Below are 17441 nucleotides of genomic sequence, written 5' to 3' on the forward strand. Positions count from 1 at the left end.
ATCACCGGGGGGATTAGTCGCGCGGCGGCGCCGCACTTTCCCGAATGACGAGGTGTGGTTGTCGTGCCGATGTCATCGGCGCCGGTTTGCCCTCGATGAGCGCCGCCACGAGATCGAACGACCGCCGGCCCAGCTCGGCGAAGTCCTGCTCGACGGTCGTGAGGGAGGGAGCCCAGAGCTCACCGAGCGGATGCCCGTCGAAGCCCACCACGCTGATGTCGTCCGGTACCCGCCGTCCACCGTCGTACAAACCCCTCATCAACCCGATGGCGAGCTCGTCGTTGCCGCATAGCACGGCGGTCACATCCGGTCGGCTGGCGAGGCTGAATCCGATCTCATGTGCACGACGGGGCTCCCAGCCCGCATACATGACCTCGGGCACCTCCGCGCCGGCTCGCTCCAGCGCCTTCTGCCAGCCCAGCGCACGGCCGCTGCGACGGCCAGACGACGGGATGGCGACGTGGTGAACGGTGGTGTGACCGAGTTTGAGCAAGTAATCAGTGGCTTCGGAGGCCGCGGCAGTGTCGTCGAGCGTCGCGTGCGGGATGCTCGTTCCCCGGCTACCGGATGCCGCCACCACGGCAAGACTCTTCGGCAAGGCCCGCAGGGCGGCGACGCCCACCGGATCGAACTTGAGCACAACCACGCCAGAAACCGGATTCCTCAAGGCGAGATCGACCGCGGACGTGACGGCCCCGGCGTCCTCCGACTCGATCACCGTGATCATCACGATGAAACCGGCTGCTCGAGCGGCCTCCTCAATGCCTTGAATCGTGAGCGCGTACCCGTATCTGGTGGTGTTGCTCGCCAGCACCGCAATCACCGATTGATGACCCTTGACCAGCGCCCGTGCCGCTCCGTTGGGCCGATAGCCGAGTTCTTCGATCGCGGCCAGCACGCGTTCCCGCCGCGCCTTGCTGACCGGCACCGATCCGGTGAGCACGCGCGAGACGGTCGGCACCGAGACGCCGGCCAGCTTGGCGACGTCGGTGATGGCAGGGGCGCGAGTGGAAGGTCGTGGCATCTCAATGCAGAGCCTACCCACTACGGGCTTGCTCCCCAGCCCGACTTCGATACCGCCAGGTGGCTGAAAACGCCGTGCAAGCCCGATAAACCCACCTGGCGGTATCGAAGTGCCGTCTACGGGCTTCGAACGAGCCCTTCGGACTCGACCACCCAGCGCCCATCCGATGGGAAACCGGGTGCCGCCGTGTCCGGCGCGCCGTCCCAGCCACCGGCCATCAGCGCGACCGCGGCCAGCAGGCCGCCGTTTCCCGGCAGGTACAGCGGGAGCGAGGGCGTCTGCCAGTTGTGCCCGTTCGGCAGGAAGAGGTTCTTCCCGGCGTCCATCGCCAGTGCGGAGACCGCCAGCTCCGGCTTCCCCAGCCGGGCTGCACACATCGCCATGACCGGGTAATCCCAGCCCCACGTGCTGTCCCAGTCCCAGCCACCGAGTACGTCGTCCAGGGTGGCCCGCATGGTCGCCGGGTCGATCAACGGCGTCGACGGCACGAACCCGAGTCCACACAACATGGACGGATGGTCGGTGCGCACGGTGTACGGCTCGGCGTCGATGGCCGTGTACACACCATCTCGCACGTGCGGCGGCACGAGACCACGCGCGACGTCGTGCCACCGTGGCTCCGGAGGCAGCCCCAGGCGCTGGCGCCACTGCTGCGCCACGTCCAGGCCCCACTGCCAATAGGCGAGCTCGAAGGTCGGATTGGTCAGCCGGTCCCGCATCTCGACGTACGATTCCTGCGCCGGAATCAGCGGCGGCCCCAGCTCGAATCCGCGTGGCGTGTGTGTTGCGAAACTCACCATGAACTCAGCGGTGTCAGCGACGAGCCCGGCGTAGGTCTCGAGGATCCGTCGTTCCGGCGTCGCGCGGTACAGCAGCTCAGCCAGGTAGATCGGGTGGGGCTGCTGCCAGATCAAGAACGGGCCGATGGAGCTGGGGCTTTCCCGCGCGTCCGGGCCCACCTGCTTTGGCCAGCGCACCCCGGCGTAGCCCTGCCGCTTGGCCGTGATCCGGCCGGTCTCCGCCGCCACCTGATACCAGCTCAGACTCCGCTCGATGAGTTCCGGGCGGCCCCACAGGGCGAAGTGCGCGGCATGCCACCAGTGCATCTCGAGGTGGAACCGCCCGCGCCATGAGTTGCAGACCAAACCGGTCTCCTGCGGCGGCAGCGAGCCCGCGCAGTTGACCGCGGTGAGGTACTGCGAGAGCACGACGCGTCGTTCCAGCTCGGGGGCGCGTTCATCGACACTGCGACTGAGCTGGACCGCTCCGCCCGTCGACCAGAAACGGGGCCAGTGTTCCTGTGCGGCCGTCCGGACGTCGTCGAAGGACACCTCGTTCGGCGGTGCCGTCGATAGCCCTGCCCCCGGCGGCGTCGAGCCGGCGAAGCCGAGTACGAGATCCAGCCGCTGTGAACGAGACGTCACCCGCAGCTCGTGCGGTGCGGTTTGCTCCAGTGTCGTATCCGGCAGGAGGCCGACTGCGACGTCATACCGGGCGGTGTCCAGCAGGCGGGTGATTCGCCAGCCATGATCCGCTCGCTCGACGGTGGTGCGGTGCGCCTCGGGCCGATCCCAGTCGGCGGCGCTGTGCCATAGCTCGCTGCCGTAAGGGAAGGCCATTCTGATTGCGAGCCGCCCCTGGCTGAGCGCAGACGATCTCACGGAGACCGCCAACAGGTCATGCTCGGGATGACAGACGGTACGGACCTCGACGAGATCGCCGCGGACCTCGAAACGGCTGCGCAGTATCCCGCGCCAGAGGTCCAAGACCTGGTGGACGTTGCGCAGGTCGGAGAGCGCGACCGGTTGCGGACGCCCGGAGGCGTCGAGAAACTCCAGCCCGATCCGGCCAAGATCGAGCCGATGCGGGTTGGCCCGTAACCAGCGCTCGGTCTCGGAATCGACGTCATCGCCGTCGATGCCCACCATGCCGCTCATGTCGACATACGGAACCGCGCCGCTCGGCGTGTCATAGCTGACCAGCACGTCGTCGAGCGAGTGCCGATCCGCGCCGGGCATCGAGTGCCAACCCCATTGCGCCTGTGTCCCGAGCAGCGTGCCGTCGGGTTCGCCCCCTCGCCCGGCCACCCGGTATTGGTCCGGAAAGGTCTGCAGCCCGGTGACGTCCGCGGTGAAACAGAACTCGCCGTTGCCGACTGAGAGTGGTGAACGCACGTCAGCGCCGGAGAGTTCGACGTTGTGCCGTTCGACCAATGCTCGGCGATCGATCACCTGAACCTCACTTGATTCCCGTGGTGGCGATCCCACGAACGAGATAGCGCTGACCGGCGAGGAAGAACCCGAAGATCGGGCCCAGCGCCACCATGGACATAGCGAACAACGGACCCCACGCTGATTCGCCCTGTGAGTCGACGAAGGTACGCAGCGCGACCGGAACCGTGTACATGTCGGGATCAGTGATGAAGATCAGCTGGCTGAAGAAGTCGTTCCACACCCAGATGAAGGTGAAGATGGCGGTGGTCGCCAACGCGGGCGTGCACAACGGCATGATGACCCGCCAGTAGATGCGCAGATGCCCACACCCGTCGATCCTGGCAGCGTCGTCCAGCTCCCGCGGCAAACTGCGGATGAACTGCACCATCAAGAAGATGAAGAAGGCATCCGTCGCCAGGAACTTCGGCACGATCAGCGGGTAGTAGGTGTTGATCCAGTCCAGCTGCGAGAACAGGATGTACTGCGGCACGATCACCACATGGATCGGCAGCATCACCGTGGCGAGCATGACGGCGAAGAACACCTTCTTGCCGCGGAATTCCAGACGGGCAAAGGCATACGCGGCCATGGAACAGGTCAGCAGATTGCCGATCACCGAGGCCGCGACGATCACGCCCGAGTTCAGCAAATAGCGATGGAACGGGTGCGCCAAGGCGTTCCAGCCCGTCACGTAGTTGCTGAAGTCGAATGCACTCGGTATAAGCGAGGGTTCACGGAAGATCAGCTCAGACGGCTTGATCGAGCTCGAGAGCATCCACAACAGCGGATACAGCATCACGAAGCCGAAGGCGATCAGCAGAGCGTGCTTGAGCAAGCGCCGTCGCCGGCTCGTGCCCCGGCGGGCCGGGCTGCGCGGCTCGGTCTCCGCGGCGGCGGTCTCGGAGGTCTTCTCAAGATCAATCGCCATAATGCACCCACCGCTTTGCTGCCCAGAAGTTCACCGCGGTGAATCCCGCGATGACGACGAGGAGGAACCAGGCCAACGCTGAGGCGTAGCCCATTTCGAACGAACCGAAGCCACGCTGGTAGATGTACAGCGTGTAGAACAGCGTCGAATCCGCTGGACCGCCGCTTCCACCGCTCACGATGAACGCCTGGGTGAACGTCTGAAACGCGCCGATGATCTGCAAGACAAGGTTGAAGAAGATGATCGGGGTCAGCAGCGGAATAGTGATCCGCCAGAACTTCGTGAAGCCGTTGGCGCCGTCGACGTCGGCTGCCTCGTAGTACATCGTCGGGATCTGCCGCAATCCGGCCAAGAAGATCACCATCGGAGAGCCGAAGGTCCACACGTTCAGCACCACCAGCGTCGACAACGCATGATCAGGGTGGGACACCCAGCCTTGCCCCTGAATGCCGACCAGCGCCAGCAACTGGTTGACCAGCCCCTCGGTGCCGAAGATCTGCCGCCACAGGATGGCGATGGCCACGCTGCTGCCGAGCAGCGACGGCAGATAATAGACAGAACGGTAGAGCGAGAGGCCGCGCACGCCTTTGTCGAGAAAGAACGCCAAAGCCAGCGCCAGGGCCAGTTGCAGTGGAACCGAGACGAAGACGTAGGTGAACGTCACCCTGAGTGAGTTGTGCAGCCGCTCGTCTTCCAACATGCGCTGGAAGTTGTCGAGACCGATCCACTCCGGTGACGACAGCAGGCTGTAGTCGGTGAAGGATAGGTAAAGGGAGCCGAGGATCGGCCCGATGGTGATCAGGCCGATGCCGACGAACCAGGGCGCCAGGAAGAAGTAGGCGGCGCGGCCTTCTCTCTTGGCCAGCTGGCCGCGTGGGCGCGGGGGGCTCTTACGCTGCCCTGTTCCGGGCTCACCGGCCCGCTCGGTATCCGCGTGTTGGGTCGTTTCAGCCATGGCCGCTCGCCGCCTGCCATCGGGCACAGCAGCCCGCTCCTTCAACGCACATCGACGGCCTCCCGCGCACTTCGAGTCATCGTCCACCACGCATCTGAGATATCGCTTTCACAGCCCCACCGACCCGGCCGGGCGCAACTCGCCACCCGGCCGGGCGGTGCTCGGTCTATTCGATCGCGGAAGTGACCTCGCGCACGAGTCGCTCCCCTGCTTCCTCAGGCGAGATCCGATCGAAGAGGACCTCGTCGTTGAGGCGCTCCACGATCAGCCGGGTCTCGGTTGAACCTGTGGGCCCGATGATGAGATCCGGGTTGACCTCGTCAGACACTGCAGCGATGAAGTCTGCCTGTGCAGCGGTGTCCTCGTCCAGCTCTGGTGTGATCGCCTCGAGCACTTCCCCGTTTGCCGGGATTCCCCGGTCAGCCTTGATGAAGGCCGCCGCTTCGGCGTTGTTGACCAGGAAATCGATCAGCAGCGCCGCCTCCTCGGGATGGTCGGACTCCGCGTAGATGGCATACGACTGCGACGCCTGTAGCCACATGCCGGGCGCTACGCCGTGCGATTCTCCGGGGGCGCGTAGCATCTGCAGGTCTGCGCCGGATGCGCCGCGCAACGCTGTGAGCTGGTTACTCCAGTCGAATTGCATACCGGCTAGGCCGCGTCCCATCAAAGTCTGCTCCGGCGCCGCTTGACCAGCCAGCTCCGCCGTCAGCGACGCCGATGGCGTGGCACCGGACTCGCTCATCTGCTTCGTCATCGTCCACCAGTCGCGGGCGGTCTCCGCCGCGATCGCGACCTCGCCGTCCTCGGTGTACAAACCCGCGCCGGTGTGTTGCCGGGAGTACAGGTCCATGACATCAGCGCTGGTCGGATCGACCGCGCCGTAGGTGTCGTCCGGCGTGTTCTCCGAGATCTCCTGCGCTATGTCGATGAAGTCGTCCCACGTCCAGGAGGTGTCGTCCGGCAACGGCACACCAGCGGCGTCGAAGACCTCCGGGTTCACCACCATCGCGTACGTATTGACACCCGTCGGAATGCTGTATTGGACGTCGCTGAAGAAGCCGTTCGACAGGGCGGCCTCGTCGATCTGATCGGTCGGAAGCTGCTCCGCGACCGTCGAGAGGTCGAGCAACACACCGCGATCGCCATACTCCCTGGGGTAGGCACCGCCGAGCGTGATGACATCGGGCGCGTTGCCGGCGGCCACACTGGTGGCCAACCGGTCGAAGTAGCCATCGAAGTCCAAGGGCTCGGTGTCGACCGAGATGTGCGGGTATTCCGCTTCGAAAGCGTCGAGTGCCTCCTGTGTGATCCGGGCGCGCTCGTCGTTGCCCCACCAGGAGAACCGGAGAGTCACTTCGTCCGTTCCGGCTTCCGTTCCGGTACTTGCGTCGTCACCCCCGCACGCGCTCAGCGCCAGCGTCGCCACAAACACGGCGGCAACCGCTGTGCGCCCCCTGAGCAGGTTGTTTCCGTATCGATTCGACATGTGGCCATCCTTCCTCTCCCGCCCCGCGAGGGCGAGTGACGGTATCCCGAGACTGACCGAATTTGAAACGTTTTAAGGTCGAGAGCCTCATGTTTGCACGCGCGTTACCGGTATGGCAACCTCGTGAGGAACCGGTTTCTTAATTGTGACTTTCCGGAAACCGTCCGGAACCGACGACCAGGAGGTCAGCTGATGCCCATGCCGTGGATCCGCGTCGACGGAGACCAGCTCGTCGACGACTCCGGGCGCCCTGTCCTGCTGCGCGGCTTCGGGCTGGGCGGGTGGATGAACATGGAGAACTTCATCAGTGGTTATCCAGGCACGGAGTCGCAAACCCGCGCGGCCATGCGCTCAACGCTGGGCGCCGAGGGCTACGCCAGGTTCTTCGACACGTTCCTGCGCGACTTCTTCGATGAAGATGACGCACAAATGCTCAGCTCGCTAGGCGTCAACTGTCTGCGCGTCCCGTTCAACTATCGGCACTTCGAGGACGACGACGCGCCGTTCGTCCTGCGCGAAGACGGCTTCCGGCTGCTCGACCGGGTGATCGACATCTGTGCCCGGCACGGGATCTACACCATCCTCGACCTGCATGCCGCACCCGGCGGCCAGAACCACCACTGGCACAGTGACAACCCCACACACCACGCCTTCTTCTGGGTGCACCGGCATTTTCAAGATCGAGTAGTTTACCTGTGGGAAGCCCTGGCCGAGCGCTACCGCGACAATCCGGCGGTCGCCGGCTACAACCCACTCAACGAGCCAGCAGACGAGTCAGGCGAGGTCATCGGCCCGTTCTACACGAGACTCGAACAGGCCATCCGGGCAGTTGATCCCCGCCATGTGCTGTTCCTCGACGGAAACAAGTATTCCAGCGACTTCTCCGTCTTCGACGAACCGGTCAGCAACGCCGTCTACACCGCGCACGACTACGCGTTGCCCGGAATCGCCCGCACGAGCGAGTATCCCGGCACTACCCGAGGCGAATACTTCGACCGCGGCGTCGTCGAGCAGACGTTCCTCCGCCGAACCGAGTACATGCGCCGGACCGGGACCCCCATCTGGGTCGGTGAGTTCGGCCCCATCTACACCGGCGATCCGGTTCGGGACGCGTCCTGCTATCAGTTGCTCCGGGACCAGCTATCGATCTACGCAGCGCACGGTGCGAGCTGGTCATTGTGGACATACAAGGATGTCGGCCGGCAGGGTCTGGCTTATCTCCCGGCAGACAGCCAGTACCTCCGGCAGATCTCCCCGTCGCTGGAGCAGAAGCTCCGGCTGGGCACTGATTCATGGGGCGGTTCCGACGCGCACGTCCGTCACATCATGCAACCTATCGAGGATCTGTTCGCCCAGGAGTTCCCCGACTTTCAACCGTATCCGTGGGGACAACGGCAATGGATCCCACTGCTGGTTCGCAACATCATGCTGGCCGAGCCCGCGGCGGAACGGTTTGGCCAGTGCTTCGAGGGCGTCAGCCCACAGCGAGCAGAAGAGCTGGCCTCGTCGTTCGCGCTCTCATCATGTGTGGTTCGTGCGGAACTGGCCGATGTGTTGCGGGACCACCTGAATGCCGTGCCGTCGAGCTGACCGCTTCTTCGCGACAGCCTGAGGCGACGCCGCTACCTCATCCGAAGATTCGCCCCGGCACCGGCCGTCGTCGACCGGTACCGGGGCGATGCGCGATTCCGCGGAAACGCGTCAGTTCAAACGACGCCGCAGCAAGCTCAGGCCACCCGCAGCGCCAATGGCGCCGACGCCAGCCAATGCCAACAAAGCCATGCCCGCACCGGTGTCAGGCAACGCCTCTGGCAGGCCGTCTTCTTCGTCGTCGTCTTCAGTCGGCTTGCCAGTGCCGTCGTCCTCGAACGGGCACAGCGGCAAGAAATCGCCACCTCCGGCAACCAGTTCCTTCAGCCGTTCCCCGCCGGCCGCGAGGCCACTCACCCGGCCGAGGTCGTCGATCGAGGTGAACGGCCGCAGTTCGATGATCTGCGCCGCGCGATCGGGCCCGATGTGCTTAAGCCGCTGAAGTTCTTCTTCGTCAGCCGTGTTGACGTCAACGCACAGTTGCGCCACGTCTTCGTCACACGGGGACACCTCTATGGGCAAGGTGTCGTACGGCAGGTCGACGTCCACCCACCACGCGAGTTCGTACTCTCCAGGTTCCACGGAAACACTCGTGGCACCGTCCTCGTCCGACAACACACTGATACCAGCGTCGTCGCCGCCTACTGTGACGATCTGCCAGCGTTCGGCGTCGTCCAGGCCCTCCACCACGATGGTGGCAGCGCCGTCCTCACACACAATGTCCGCACTTGGCCCCCTGTCACCGGGATCTGCCGAAGCGGCAGCGGTACCACCAAGAACTAGTGCCAAAGCCGCGGGCGCGGCCATGATGATCTTTCGCAATATGTCCCCCCTCTAAGGACTGATGACGGGAGATGTCTAGTACCGATCATCATGGGTGTCAATGGGTGCAACCGCAGATACACCTAGCGATTCCGTGCAAGGTGGTACTTTATTGCCGAATTGGCCCCCACCCCACCCCACGGGAAGTGCTAGGACAACCGCCAAACCGGCTGGTAGTCCTCGTGATCAGCCCAAGGCAAGGCTAAGAGAGACAAGACGTTCTCGGCAACGATCGCCACAACCGCACCCCGACCGCCCTGCGCCGCTTCCCGTTGCCACATCAGGCACTGATCGATCAGTCCCCGCTTGGCCTCGATCCCGGCCAGGACCCGCGCGGGCGACTGGAGCGCCACGTGCCAGCCGGCATCGTCCAGCTCAGCCACCAGAGGCGCGATCTCGTCCGCTTCGCCGGCCGCCGCCATCCCCGGCTCCTGCATCGGCTCCAGGACGACGTCACCCGCGGCATCGGCGCCCCAGAACAGACCTCCAGCTGAACGCGCCGCTGCCAGCGCAGCAGTCTCGAGCTCATCCAGCCGCTCCCGCAGGAATGCGGCTAGCTCGTCTTCAGCCATGAGCGACCTCCACCCTCACCAGGACGGAGCGGTGAGCGAAATCGGTTTCGGGACCGCACGAGAGACCACTGTGGCGGCCGATCACCAGGCAGCCCGATCTAACCAGCTCCAACCGGACGAAGACGTGCCCACGTGCGGGCCTCGTCCAGCCACTCCACCAACGTCAGGCCCGCGGCCTCGGCAGCCGCGGCCATGGTGTCGTCATCCACGTGAACGGCGGAGAACCGCTGCTGCCAGGTACGGCCGGCCAGCGTGTACTCGGCAGTCGCGCTGAAACCGGCCGGCCCGGCCTCGTGGATTGTGACCGACACACCCACGGGCCCCTGAGAACCCACCGTGTCCCGGGGCCGGACCGCCCACGCCGGCGGGTACCGTTCGATCAAGACATCGCCGCCGGGTGCGATATGCCGGGCACACACGTCCAGCAACCTGGCCCGGTCAGCGGGGTCGGGGCGGTTGACCAAGTGGCTCGCCACCACCACTGCGCCGAACCTGCGCCGCAGGCTCAACCGGTAGATATCAGCGCAGACCGTCTGGGCACCGGTGACGTGTTCGAGCATCCGGGGGTCGTCGTCCACGGCGACGATTTCGTGGCCATAGGCAACGAGTACCCGGGTCAAGCGCCCCGCACCACAGCCGAGCTCGAGGATGTCCGCATCGGCCGCGATCGCCTCATGAACAGTGGTAGGAGCGGACCCGGCCGGCATCGCCAGGTACACCGGAACCGGACTGCCATCCGGGGCGACGTGTGAACGTGTCAACCGGCTTTCCCTTCTTCAGAAGCGCCACGCTGCCCAGGGATGTCACCCTACTGGCCAGGCAGCTTACCGACATCGGGCTGGGCACGGTTCCGCGCCCTGAAGCGGCAGCATGGCTCCGCCCCAGGGCTCGGAGTGCCCGGCGAGCCGGGACGTGCATTGGAGCCGGTCCGATCGGCCGAGCCGAGACTGCGGACTCACAACAGATTCGTTGTCAATCGCCGTCGAACAAGTGTTGGACGTCGGGCTTGCCACCCATCGAGACTCAGCCTATGAAGACCAACACTCTGAACGGCTGGCCGCGCCCAGCCACCCAGCGGAGCGTCGTCGGGATCCTCATGGCGGCCACAGCCGTCGGCAGCATGGGCCTGGCCGCCGGTGGCCTCGCGGGCGCCTTGCTGGCCACAGAGATGACCGGAAGCGAAGCCGCCGCCGGTCTGCCGATCGGCCTGCTCGTCGCCGGCTCAGCGGTGAGTGCCATAGCGATCTCAGCGCTGAGCTTACGGACCAGCCGTCAGGCCGGATTGGTAACGGGCTATGCGATCGGCATTGCCGGCGCTGTCTGTGTCATCGCCGCCGCGGCGGCCCACAGCTTCGTCGCGGTCCTCGCGGGCAGCGCCCTCCTCGGTGCGGCCAATATCGCCGTCTTCCTCGCACGCTACGCCGCCGCGGCGGCGTCGCGCCCCGCCGCCAGAGCGCGCAACCTCGGAGCGGTCTTGTTCGGCGCGGCCGTCGGCGCCGTCACCGGCCCGCTCTTGCTAGGTCCCAGCGAGCGTCTGGCCGCCGCTCTGGGCTTGCCGCGATACACGGGTCTGTACCTCGTAGCCGTACTCGCCTTCAGCGTCGCAGCGTGCCTGTGTGCCCTGATTCGGAGTTCCGGCGGCCGGGAAACAATTCGACGCCTGCCGGCGTCGTCGTGGCGCTCAGCGACCCGGACTCGCCCTGTGGGCGCCGCGTTGGCAACCCTGGCCGTCACCAATCTCGTGATGGTCGCGATTATGGCCATCGCCCCGGTGCACATGTCCGGGCATGGGCACGATCTCGATACCGTAGGTCTCGTCGTCGCAGCGCATGTGTTCTGCATGTTCGCGCCGGCGCCAGTGGCCGGGATGCTTACCGATCGGTTCGGTCCGGCGCGTGTAGCGGTGGCAGGCGGTGTCCTGCTCGTCGCGGCGGGCGGCGTCAGCGCGGCGGGAGACCCGCACAGTGCTATCGCTATCACAGCCGCGCTGGTTCTGCTGGGCACAGGGTGGAGTGCCGGCGTCGTCGCCGGGAGCATGCTTCTCGTCGCCTCGACGCCGGGGCGAGAACGGATGTGGACCGAAGGGCTGGGCGAGGCAGCCATGGGAGCTGCTGCCGCCGCGGGCGCGCCAGCCGCCGGTGCGATCGCCGCCGCCGGAGGGTTCGCGGCGTTGTCAGTCGCCGGTGCGTGTACCGCCGTCCTCATAGTCGCGATTCCCATGATCATGGAGCGGAGGCCCGCTCGCCGGCGGCGACAGTCCGATCCGCGAGAAGTGCCCGTTCGCGTTCATTGCCCGCAAGCTCCGCCGCGCGCCGGAACTCCCGCTGCGCCTCTTCATGACGTCCCAGCTTGACCAGCAGGTCGCCGCGCACGCTCGGCAGCAGGTGATACTTCGCCAGAGTGGGCTCCGCCATGAGTTCGTCGACCAGGTCCAGGCCCGTTTGGGGCCCGAACGCCATTCCCAGGGCAACCGCGCGGTTCAGTTCGACGACCGGTGACGGCGCCGCCTGCATCAGGGCCGCGTAGAGGGCCGCGATGCGTATCCAGTCGGTCTCTTCAGGCGACGGGGCGCGTGCATGACACGCCGCGATCGCCGCCTGCAGCGTATACGGGCCGCGTCGGTCGACAAGCGACTCCGCTCGCTGCAACGCCGCTAATCCCCGGTTGATCAGCAGGCGGTCCCAGAGCGCCCGATTCTGGTCGAGCAGCAGCACAGGCGCTCCCGTCTCGTCGGTCCGGGCGCGCAACCGCGACGCTTGGATCTCCATCAACGCGACCAGACCGTGGACTTCTGGTTCGTCCGGACTGAGCCCAGCCAGGATGCGGCCGAGCCGGAGTGCGTCTTCGCACAGGGCGGGCCGCATCCAATGGTCGCCGCGAGTAGCGGAGTATCCCTCATTGAAGATCAGGTAGATGACCTCCAGAACTGAGTCCAGCCGTTCGGCCCGCTCCGCACGCTCCGGCAGCTCGAAGCGCACCCGTTTGGCCGCCAGCGTGCGCTTCGCCCGGACTATGCGTTGCGCCACCGTCGATTCGGCGACGAGAAACCCACGGGCGATCTCTTCAGTTGTCAGGCCACCGAGCAGGCGAAGGGTGAGGGCGACTCGTGCTTGCGTCGACAGCACCGGATGGCACGCGGTGAAGATGAGGCGCAGCAGGTCGTCGCCGATGTCGTCATCGATCGCATCGTCGAGACCGTCGTCGTAGGTACCGGCCGTCTCGAACTCGCGCCCCAGCTCGGCGACTTTCCGGTCGAGGCGTTCCTGACGGCGGAAATGATCCATCGCGCGGCGCTTGGCAACGGCCATCAACCACGCTCCCGGGTTGTCCGGCAAGCCGGCCGACGCCCATTGCTCCAGCGCCGCGACCAGGGCATCTTGAGCGAGGTCTTCAGCCAGGCCGACGTCGCGCACCAGCCTGGCGAGAGCCGCGATGAGTTTCGCCGACTCGATTCGCCACACAGCGTCGATCGTCCGCTGCACATCCGTACCGGGCACGCTGACATCACAACAGCTCGGTGCCGCCCTCGACAAGGCGGCACCGAGATCCGGCCACCTTGTCGAGGGCGGACGGCGGAGCTGGTCAGCTCCCCTGCTGAGCCTCCATTCGCTGCCACTGTTCGTGGATCTCCGGCGTCAACGCGTCTCCGAAGTCCTCCGGTTCGAACACCGGCCGAATTTCGACGATGCCCTCCTTGCCGTGGGGGTTCGGGCAGCGGCGAAGCCACTCGATGGCTTCGTCCATCGACGAGACCTGCCACAGCCAGTACCCGGCCACCAGTTCCTTGGTCTCCGTGAACGGGCCGTCGACGACGGTGCGGCTGTCGCCGGAGAAATGGACCCGCGCTCCCTTCGAACTGGGATGCAGTCCGTCACCGGCCAGCATCACGCCGGCTTTCACGAGTTCCTCGTTGTACTTCATCATCGCCGCGAGCTCTTCTTCGCCGGGCATGACACCGGCCTCGGAGTCCGGGCTGGCCTTGACGAAAACCATGACACGCATGGCGGTTCCTCCTCCTGGTCAGTCAATCCATCATTGCGCCGCAAGAGATGTTGACCGCCGTAGCGGTCAACGTCCGCGCTTTGTCCGACGCGGCGAACGCCGCGACGTCTCCGACGTCGGCCAGCGTCGCGTGCCGGCCGACGAGAGTGGGTGGTAGTCCTTCAATGATCTTCTCCCGATTGGGGAAGTCAGCTGGGATCACCTCGGGCACGCCGGCCGACTTCAGGGTGACCACCCGGATTCCGTACGGACCGAGCTCGGTGGCCCATTGCCGCCGGAGCCCCTCGATGGCGTCTAGTGCTACAACGAAGCCCCCAAGCCCGGGCATCGTCGTGGCGCCGGAACCGCCGAAGGCGAGGACCACCCCGGATCCTTGTTTCTTCATGTGCCTCGCAGCCGCCCGGGTCGTCAGGAAGTGCGCCCGCATGGCGGTGGTGATCGGCTGCAGGAAGTCTTGCAGCGAGATCTCCGTCAGCGGCTGCTGAACGTCGCCCAGTCCTATGACGTTGACCGAGATGTCGATGCGCCCGGCCTGTTCGGCCACCTGGTCGACATATGCGTCGACCAACTGTTCGTCAAGCACATCGAGTTCGGCCGCATGCGCCCTTCCGCCGTCGGAGCGGATCTGGCTGGCCAGCACCTCCACTGTGGCTTTGCTTCGGCCGGCCAGGTGGGTGAGCGCACCTTCACGGGCGAACGCCCGCGCGATCGCACCGCCGATAGACCCACCGGCGCCATAGATCACTGCGATCTTGTTCTCCAGGAGCATCTGGGGCTTGTCCCTTCCGTCGTCGTGGTTCGGCTCGTGGAACCCTTTACGACGACGTCGCTCCGATCTACCGGATTTTCGACATCCACCGACTCACGATTGTGTGACCTGCATCACATGACTAGCACTTGAGAGGGGGCGGCGACTTCACGCCTCAGCAGCAGACTTCCAGATACGCCTGCAGGTCCGCCAGAGCACGCCGGATCCCATCCCGGTCGCCTCGGTAACGAATGACCTTGCCGTCCCGCCGCGCGATGACGATACCGCCGCGGCGCATCAACGCCAGCTGCTCCGAGGCCGTCGACTGCCCGATCTCGGCACGTTCGGCAACCTCCCCCACCGACAACTCCGCGCCGGCGAAGAACAACATCATGATGCGCTGCCGCGTGGGGCTGGCCAGCGCCTTCAAGAAGTCATGGGTCGACTCGGCGAGCGGCTCGGGCGCACCTGGACCGCCGCCGGCAATTGCCGGCTCCGCCATTGGTCGACCTCCCTCGCCTCCATGCCTACAGCTACCCACTCTAAGGCCATATCGTTATTTTGGTATTTCGCGAAATGACGATATGTTGACCGGCATGGCTTCCACCTCCTCCACATCCGTGATCATCATCGGAGCCGGTCAGTCCGGCTTGGCCGCGGCGCGCACCGCCGCCGACTCCGGCCTCACCCCCGTCGTTCTCGAAAGCAGCGACCGGCCCGCCGGCTCGTGGCCCCAGTACTACGAGAGCCTGAAACTGTTCTCGCCGGCCCAGTACAGTTCGTTCCCCGGCACCCCATTCCCGGGAGACCCAGACGGTTACCCAGTACGAGACCAGGTCGCTAGCTACATCGAGCGCTACGCCAACACCCTTGACGTCGAGATCCGGACGAACACCCGGGTCACGGCCGTCGAGACAGCCGGCGAAGGATTCGCCGTGCACACCGAGCACGGTGACACATTGTCAGCGGCCGGCGTCGTCGCCGCGAGTGGCTCCTTCTCGAACCCGTACCGCCCACAACTGCCCGGCCAGGAACGTTTCACCGGCGAAGTCCTGCATGTCGCGGATTACCGCAGTCCCGATCGCTACGCAGGCAAGCGGGTCATTGTGGTCGGCGCCGGAAACTCGGCCATCCAGGTCGGCTATGAGCTGGGCCAGGTCGCGTCCACGACGCTAGCCACAAGAGCGCCGATCACCTTCACTCCGCAGCGCAAACTCGGAAAAGACCTGCACTACTGGCTCAAGGTCACGAAGCTGGACCTCCTGCCTCCGGCCTGGCTGGCGCGGCTGTTCCACACCACGCTCGTCATCGACACCGGGAGGTACCAGAGCGCGGTCGAGGCCGGCCGCCCAGACCGCCGGCCCATGTTCAGCGCCCTGGACGGCTCGGACGTCATCTGGTCCGACGGCACCCGCGAGCCGGTCGACACCATCCTGCTCGCTACCGGTTACCGGCCCAGCCTCGGCTATCTTGCCGGCCTGGGCGCACTCGACGCCGATGGCATGCCCCGGCACGAAAGTGGCATCTCGACCACGCACCCCGGTCTCGTCTACCTCGGACTGGAGTTCCAGCGGTCGTTCTCCTCGAACACGCTGCGCGGTGTGCATCGAGATGCCGAATTCGTCATTCCGCCGCTGGCGGCCCACGTGAGCAAGGCGGCCACCACGATCGCCTGAACTCCACCGCCGGCCACACCGACGACCAACTCTGCGAGACTGTCAGCACCGTGAGGAACCCGCTACCAGAGCCGAGCGAAGCGGCCACGACGCCGATGCCGAGGCCGCTTTCGCCGGCCGGGTTACGCCGCGTTCTGATCACATTGTGCGCCACCGAAATTGTCAGCTGGGGCGTGCTGTACTACGCATTCCCGGTGTTGCTGACCACGATCAGCAACGACACGGGCTGGTCGCGCACGCTCATTACCGCGGCTTTCTCGGCCGGGCTGCTGGTCGCGGCGGTGGTGGGTATTCCCGTCGGCCGATGGCTGGACCGGCACGGCCCACGCTGGCTGATGACGGCCGGATCGGCGCTAGCGGTGCCATGCGTCGTACTGATCGCCGTCGCACCCAACCTCCTGGTATTCACCCTTGGGTGGCTGCTCGCCGGCATCGCGATGGCCGCCGTGTTGTATCCGCCCGCTTTCGCCGCGCTCACCCGCTGGTACGGGCCGCAAAGGGTGAAGGCCCTGACCATGCTGACTCTCGCAGCAGGGCTGGCCAGCACGGTGTTCGCGCCCTTCACGGCCTTCCTCCTGGACCGCCTGGATTGGCGCGGCACGTACCTGGTCCTGGCGGCGATTCTTGCCCTCATCACCATCCCTGGCCACTGGCTTGGGCTACGGGGCCCCTGGCCGAGCGCGAAGCACATCGCCGGGCTGGAGAAGACCGACCAGGAACGAGCCGCGGAATCTCCGCCGGCGCACGCCCGAACCGATGATGGGAGCACCCCGGCACAAGACCCCGGCGGCCTCGGCACCGGGACCCGGCCTAGGTCCGATCCCGCCCGGATTGTCCGGGGGCTTCCGTTCGTCGCACTGGTGTTCGCGCTCGGTTTGTCGTCGTTCACCGCGTTCGCCGTGGTGATCAACCTGGTGCCCCTGTTGATCGAGCACGGCATCGACACGGGGACAGCAGCTCTGGCACTGGGGCTCGGCGGCGCGGGCCAAGTGGTAGGGCGAGTGTGTTATCCGGCCCTGACGCGGCTGCTCGGAGTGCGCGCGCGCACCGCCTTGATCTTGCTTGCGACGGCCTTGACCACTGGGCTCCTCACCCTGCTGACCTCACCGGCAACGCTGATCACCGCCTCCGTGATCGCTGGGATGGCTCGTGGCCTGTTGACCCTGATCCAGGCCATGGCGGTCACCGATCGGTGGGGGACCGAACACTACGGCCGCCTGACCGGGATCCTCTCCGCACCGGTCACCGTGACGATCGCAGTGGCGCCATGGGCCGGCGCGGCGCTGGCGGACCTTCTCGGCAGCTACACCACGGCGTTCGTCGTGCTCACCGCCGTCGGTCTCGTCAGCGTGGTATTCGCGATGCTCAGCACCCCTCGTTCCACTTCTTAACCGTGAACGTTTATGGGCGATCACTCGGGGA

At 65.8% G+C, this 17441-nt stretch carries 15 protein-coding genes and 1 pseudogene; 4 read left to right on the forward strand and 12 right to left on the reverse strand.

The features are described from left to right. Positions 1 to 13: 13 nt before the first annotated feature. From F7O44_RS10300 to F7O44_RS10320, 5 genes are all read right to left on the reverse strand, one after another. Positions 14 to 1024, reverse strand: coding sequence for a LacI family DNA-binding transcriptional regulator (locus tag F7O44_RS10300; protein WP_162450169.1), 1011 nt, complete (start codon positions 1022 to 1024; stop codon positions 14 to 16). A 116-nt stretch (positions 1025 to 1140) separates the two neighbouring features. Next, the gene (locus F7O44_RS10305; protein WP_174255900.1) at positions 1141 to 3255 is read right to left on the reverse strand and encodes a hypothetical protein; all 2115 of its coding nucleotides are present in this window, start codon (positions 3253 to 3255) and stop codon (positions 1141 to 1143) included. Positions 3256 to 3262: 7 nt separating this feature from the next. After that, entirely contained in the window at positions 3263 to 4165 is a 903-nt protein-coding gene (locus F7O44_RS10310; protein ID WP_162450171.1) for a carbohydrate ABC transporter permease, read from the reverse strand. Continuing rightward, positions 4155 to 5120, reverse strand: a complete 966-nt coding sequence (locus tag F7O44_RS10315; RefSeq protein WP_162450172.1) for a carbohydrate ABC transporter permease — start codon at positions 5118 to 5120, stop codon at positions 4155 to 4157. The genes F7O44_RS10310 and F7O44_RS10315 overlap by 11 nt, the downstream gene beginning before the upstream one ends. A gap of 166 nt (positions 5121 to 5286) precedes the next feature. Further along, positions 5287 to 6609, reverse strand: coding sequence for an ABC transporter substrate-binding protein (locus F7O44_RS10320; protein ID WP_162450173.1), 1323 nt, complete (start codon positions 6607 to 6609; stop codon positions 5287 to 5289). Between the two features lie 192 nt (positions 6610 to 6801). Between F7O44_RS10320 and F7O44_RS10325 the strand changes: the two genes are divergently transcribed. Next, positions 6802 to 8199, forward strand: coding sequence for a glycoside hydrolase family 5 protein (locus F7O44_RS10325; protein ID WP_162450174.1), 1398 nt, complete (start codon positions 6802 to 6804; stop codon positions 8197 to 8199). Between the two features lie 111 nt (positions 8200 to 8310). Here F7O44_RS10325 and F7O44_RS10330 read toward each other — a convergent pair whose 3' ends face one another. The 3 genes from F7O44_RS10330 to F7O44_RS10340 all read right to left on the reverse strand — a co-directional run bounded on the left by F7O44_RS10330 (position 8311) and on the right by F7O44_RS10340 (position 10354). Continuing rightward, a complete protein-coding gene (locus F7O44_RS10330; protein ID WP_162450175.1) occupies positions 8311 to 9021 on the reverse strand; it encodes a ComEA family DNA-binding protein in 711 nt (236 codons plus the stop codon). A 149-nt stretch (positions 9022 to 9170) separates the two neighbouring features. Then, positions 9171 to 9593, reverse strand: a complete 423-nt coding sequence (locus F7O44_RS10335; RefSeq protein ID WP_162450176.1) for a DUF6221 family protein — start codon at positions 9591 to 9593, stop codon at positions 9171 to 9173. 98 nt (positions 9594 to 9691) lie between these two features. Beyond that, entirely contained in the window at positions 9692 to 10354 is a 663-nt protein-coding gene (locus F7O44_RS10340; protein WP_162450177.1) for a class I SAM-dependent methyltransferase, read from the reverse strand. Between the two features lie 1016 nt (positions 10355 to 11370). Between F7O44_RS10340 and F7O44_RS31725 the strand changes: the two are divergent. Beyond that, positions 11371 to 11805, forward strand: a pseudogene (locus tag F7O44_RS31725) (MFS transporter); the annotation flags it as partial. Between the two features lie 10 nt (positions 11806 to 11815). Here F7O44_RS31725 and F7O44_RS31730 read toward each other — a convergent pair. The 4 genes from F7O44_RS31730 to F7O44_RS10365 all read right to left on the reverse strand — a co-directional run bounded on the left by F7O44_RS31730 (position 11816) and on the right by F7O44_RS10365 (position 14845). After that, entirely contained in the window at positions 11816 to 13090 is a 1275-nt protein-coding gene (locus F7O44_RS31730; protein ID WP_343073858.1) for an RNA polymerase sigma factor, read from the reverse strand. An 85-nt stretch (positions 13091 to 13175) separates the two neighbouring features. Then, positions 13176 to 13595 carry a YciI family protein gene (locus F7O44_RS10355; protein ID WP_162450179.1) on the reverse strand — a complete coding sequence of 140 codons (420 nt, stop codon included), beginning with the start codon at positions 13593 to 13595 and terminating at the stop codon, positions 13176 to 13178. Between the two features lie 22 nt (positions 13596 to 13617). Continuing rightward, positions 13618 to 14364 (reverse strand): SDR family NAD(P)-dependent oxidoreductase, encoded by a 747-nt coding sequence (locus F7O44_RS10360; RefSeq protein ID WP_162450180.1) that lies wholly within the window; start codon positions 14362 to 14364, stop codon positions 13618 to 13620. Positions 14365 to 14518: 154 nt separating this feature from the next. Then, positions 14519 to 14845 (reverse strand): ArsR/SmtB family transcription factor, encoded by a 327-nt coding sequence (locus F7O44_RS10365; RefSeq protein WP_162450181.1) that lies wholly within the window; start codon positions 14843 to 14845, stop codon positions 14519 to 14521. A gap of 94 nt (positions 14846 to 14939) precedes the next feature. Between F7O44_RS10365 and F7O44_RS10370 the strand changes: the two genes are divergently transcribed. Together F7O44_RS10370 and F7O44_RS10375 are read left to right on the forward strand one after the other, a co-directional pair. Further along, entirely contained in the window at positions 14940 to 16019 is a 1080-nt protein-coding gene (locus F7O44_RS10370) for a flavin-containing monooxygenase (protein ID WP_222851243.1), read from the forward strand. Positions 16020 to 16114: 95 nt separating this feature from the next. Continuing rightward, positions 16115 to 17410, forward strand: a complete 1296-nt coding sequence (locus tag F7O44_RS10375; protein WP_162450505.1) for an MFS transporter — start codon at positions 16115 to 16117, stop codon at positions 17408 to 17410. Positions 17411 to 17441: the final 31 nt, after the last annotated feature.

This window comes from Phytoactinopolyspora mesophila (genome assembly GCF_010122465.1).
Lineage (GTDB): Bacteria > Actinomycetota > Actinomycetes > Jiangellales > Jiangellaceae > Phytoactinopolyspora > Phytoactinopolyspora mesophila.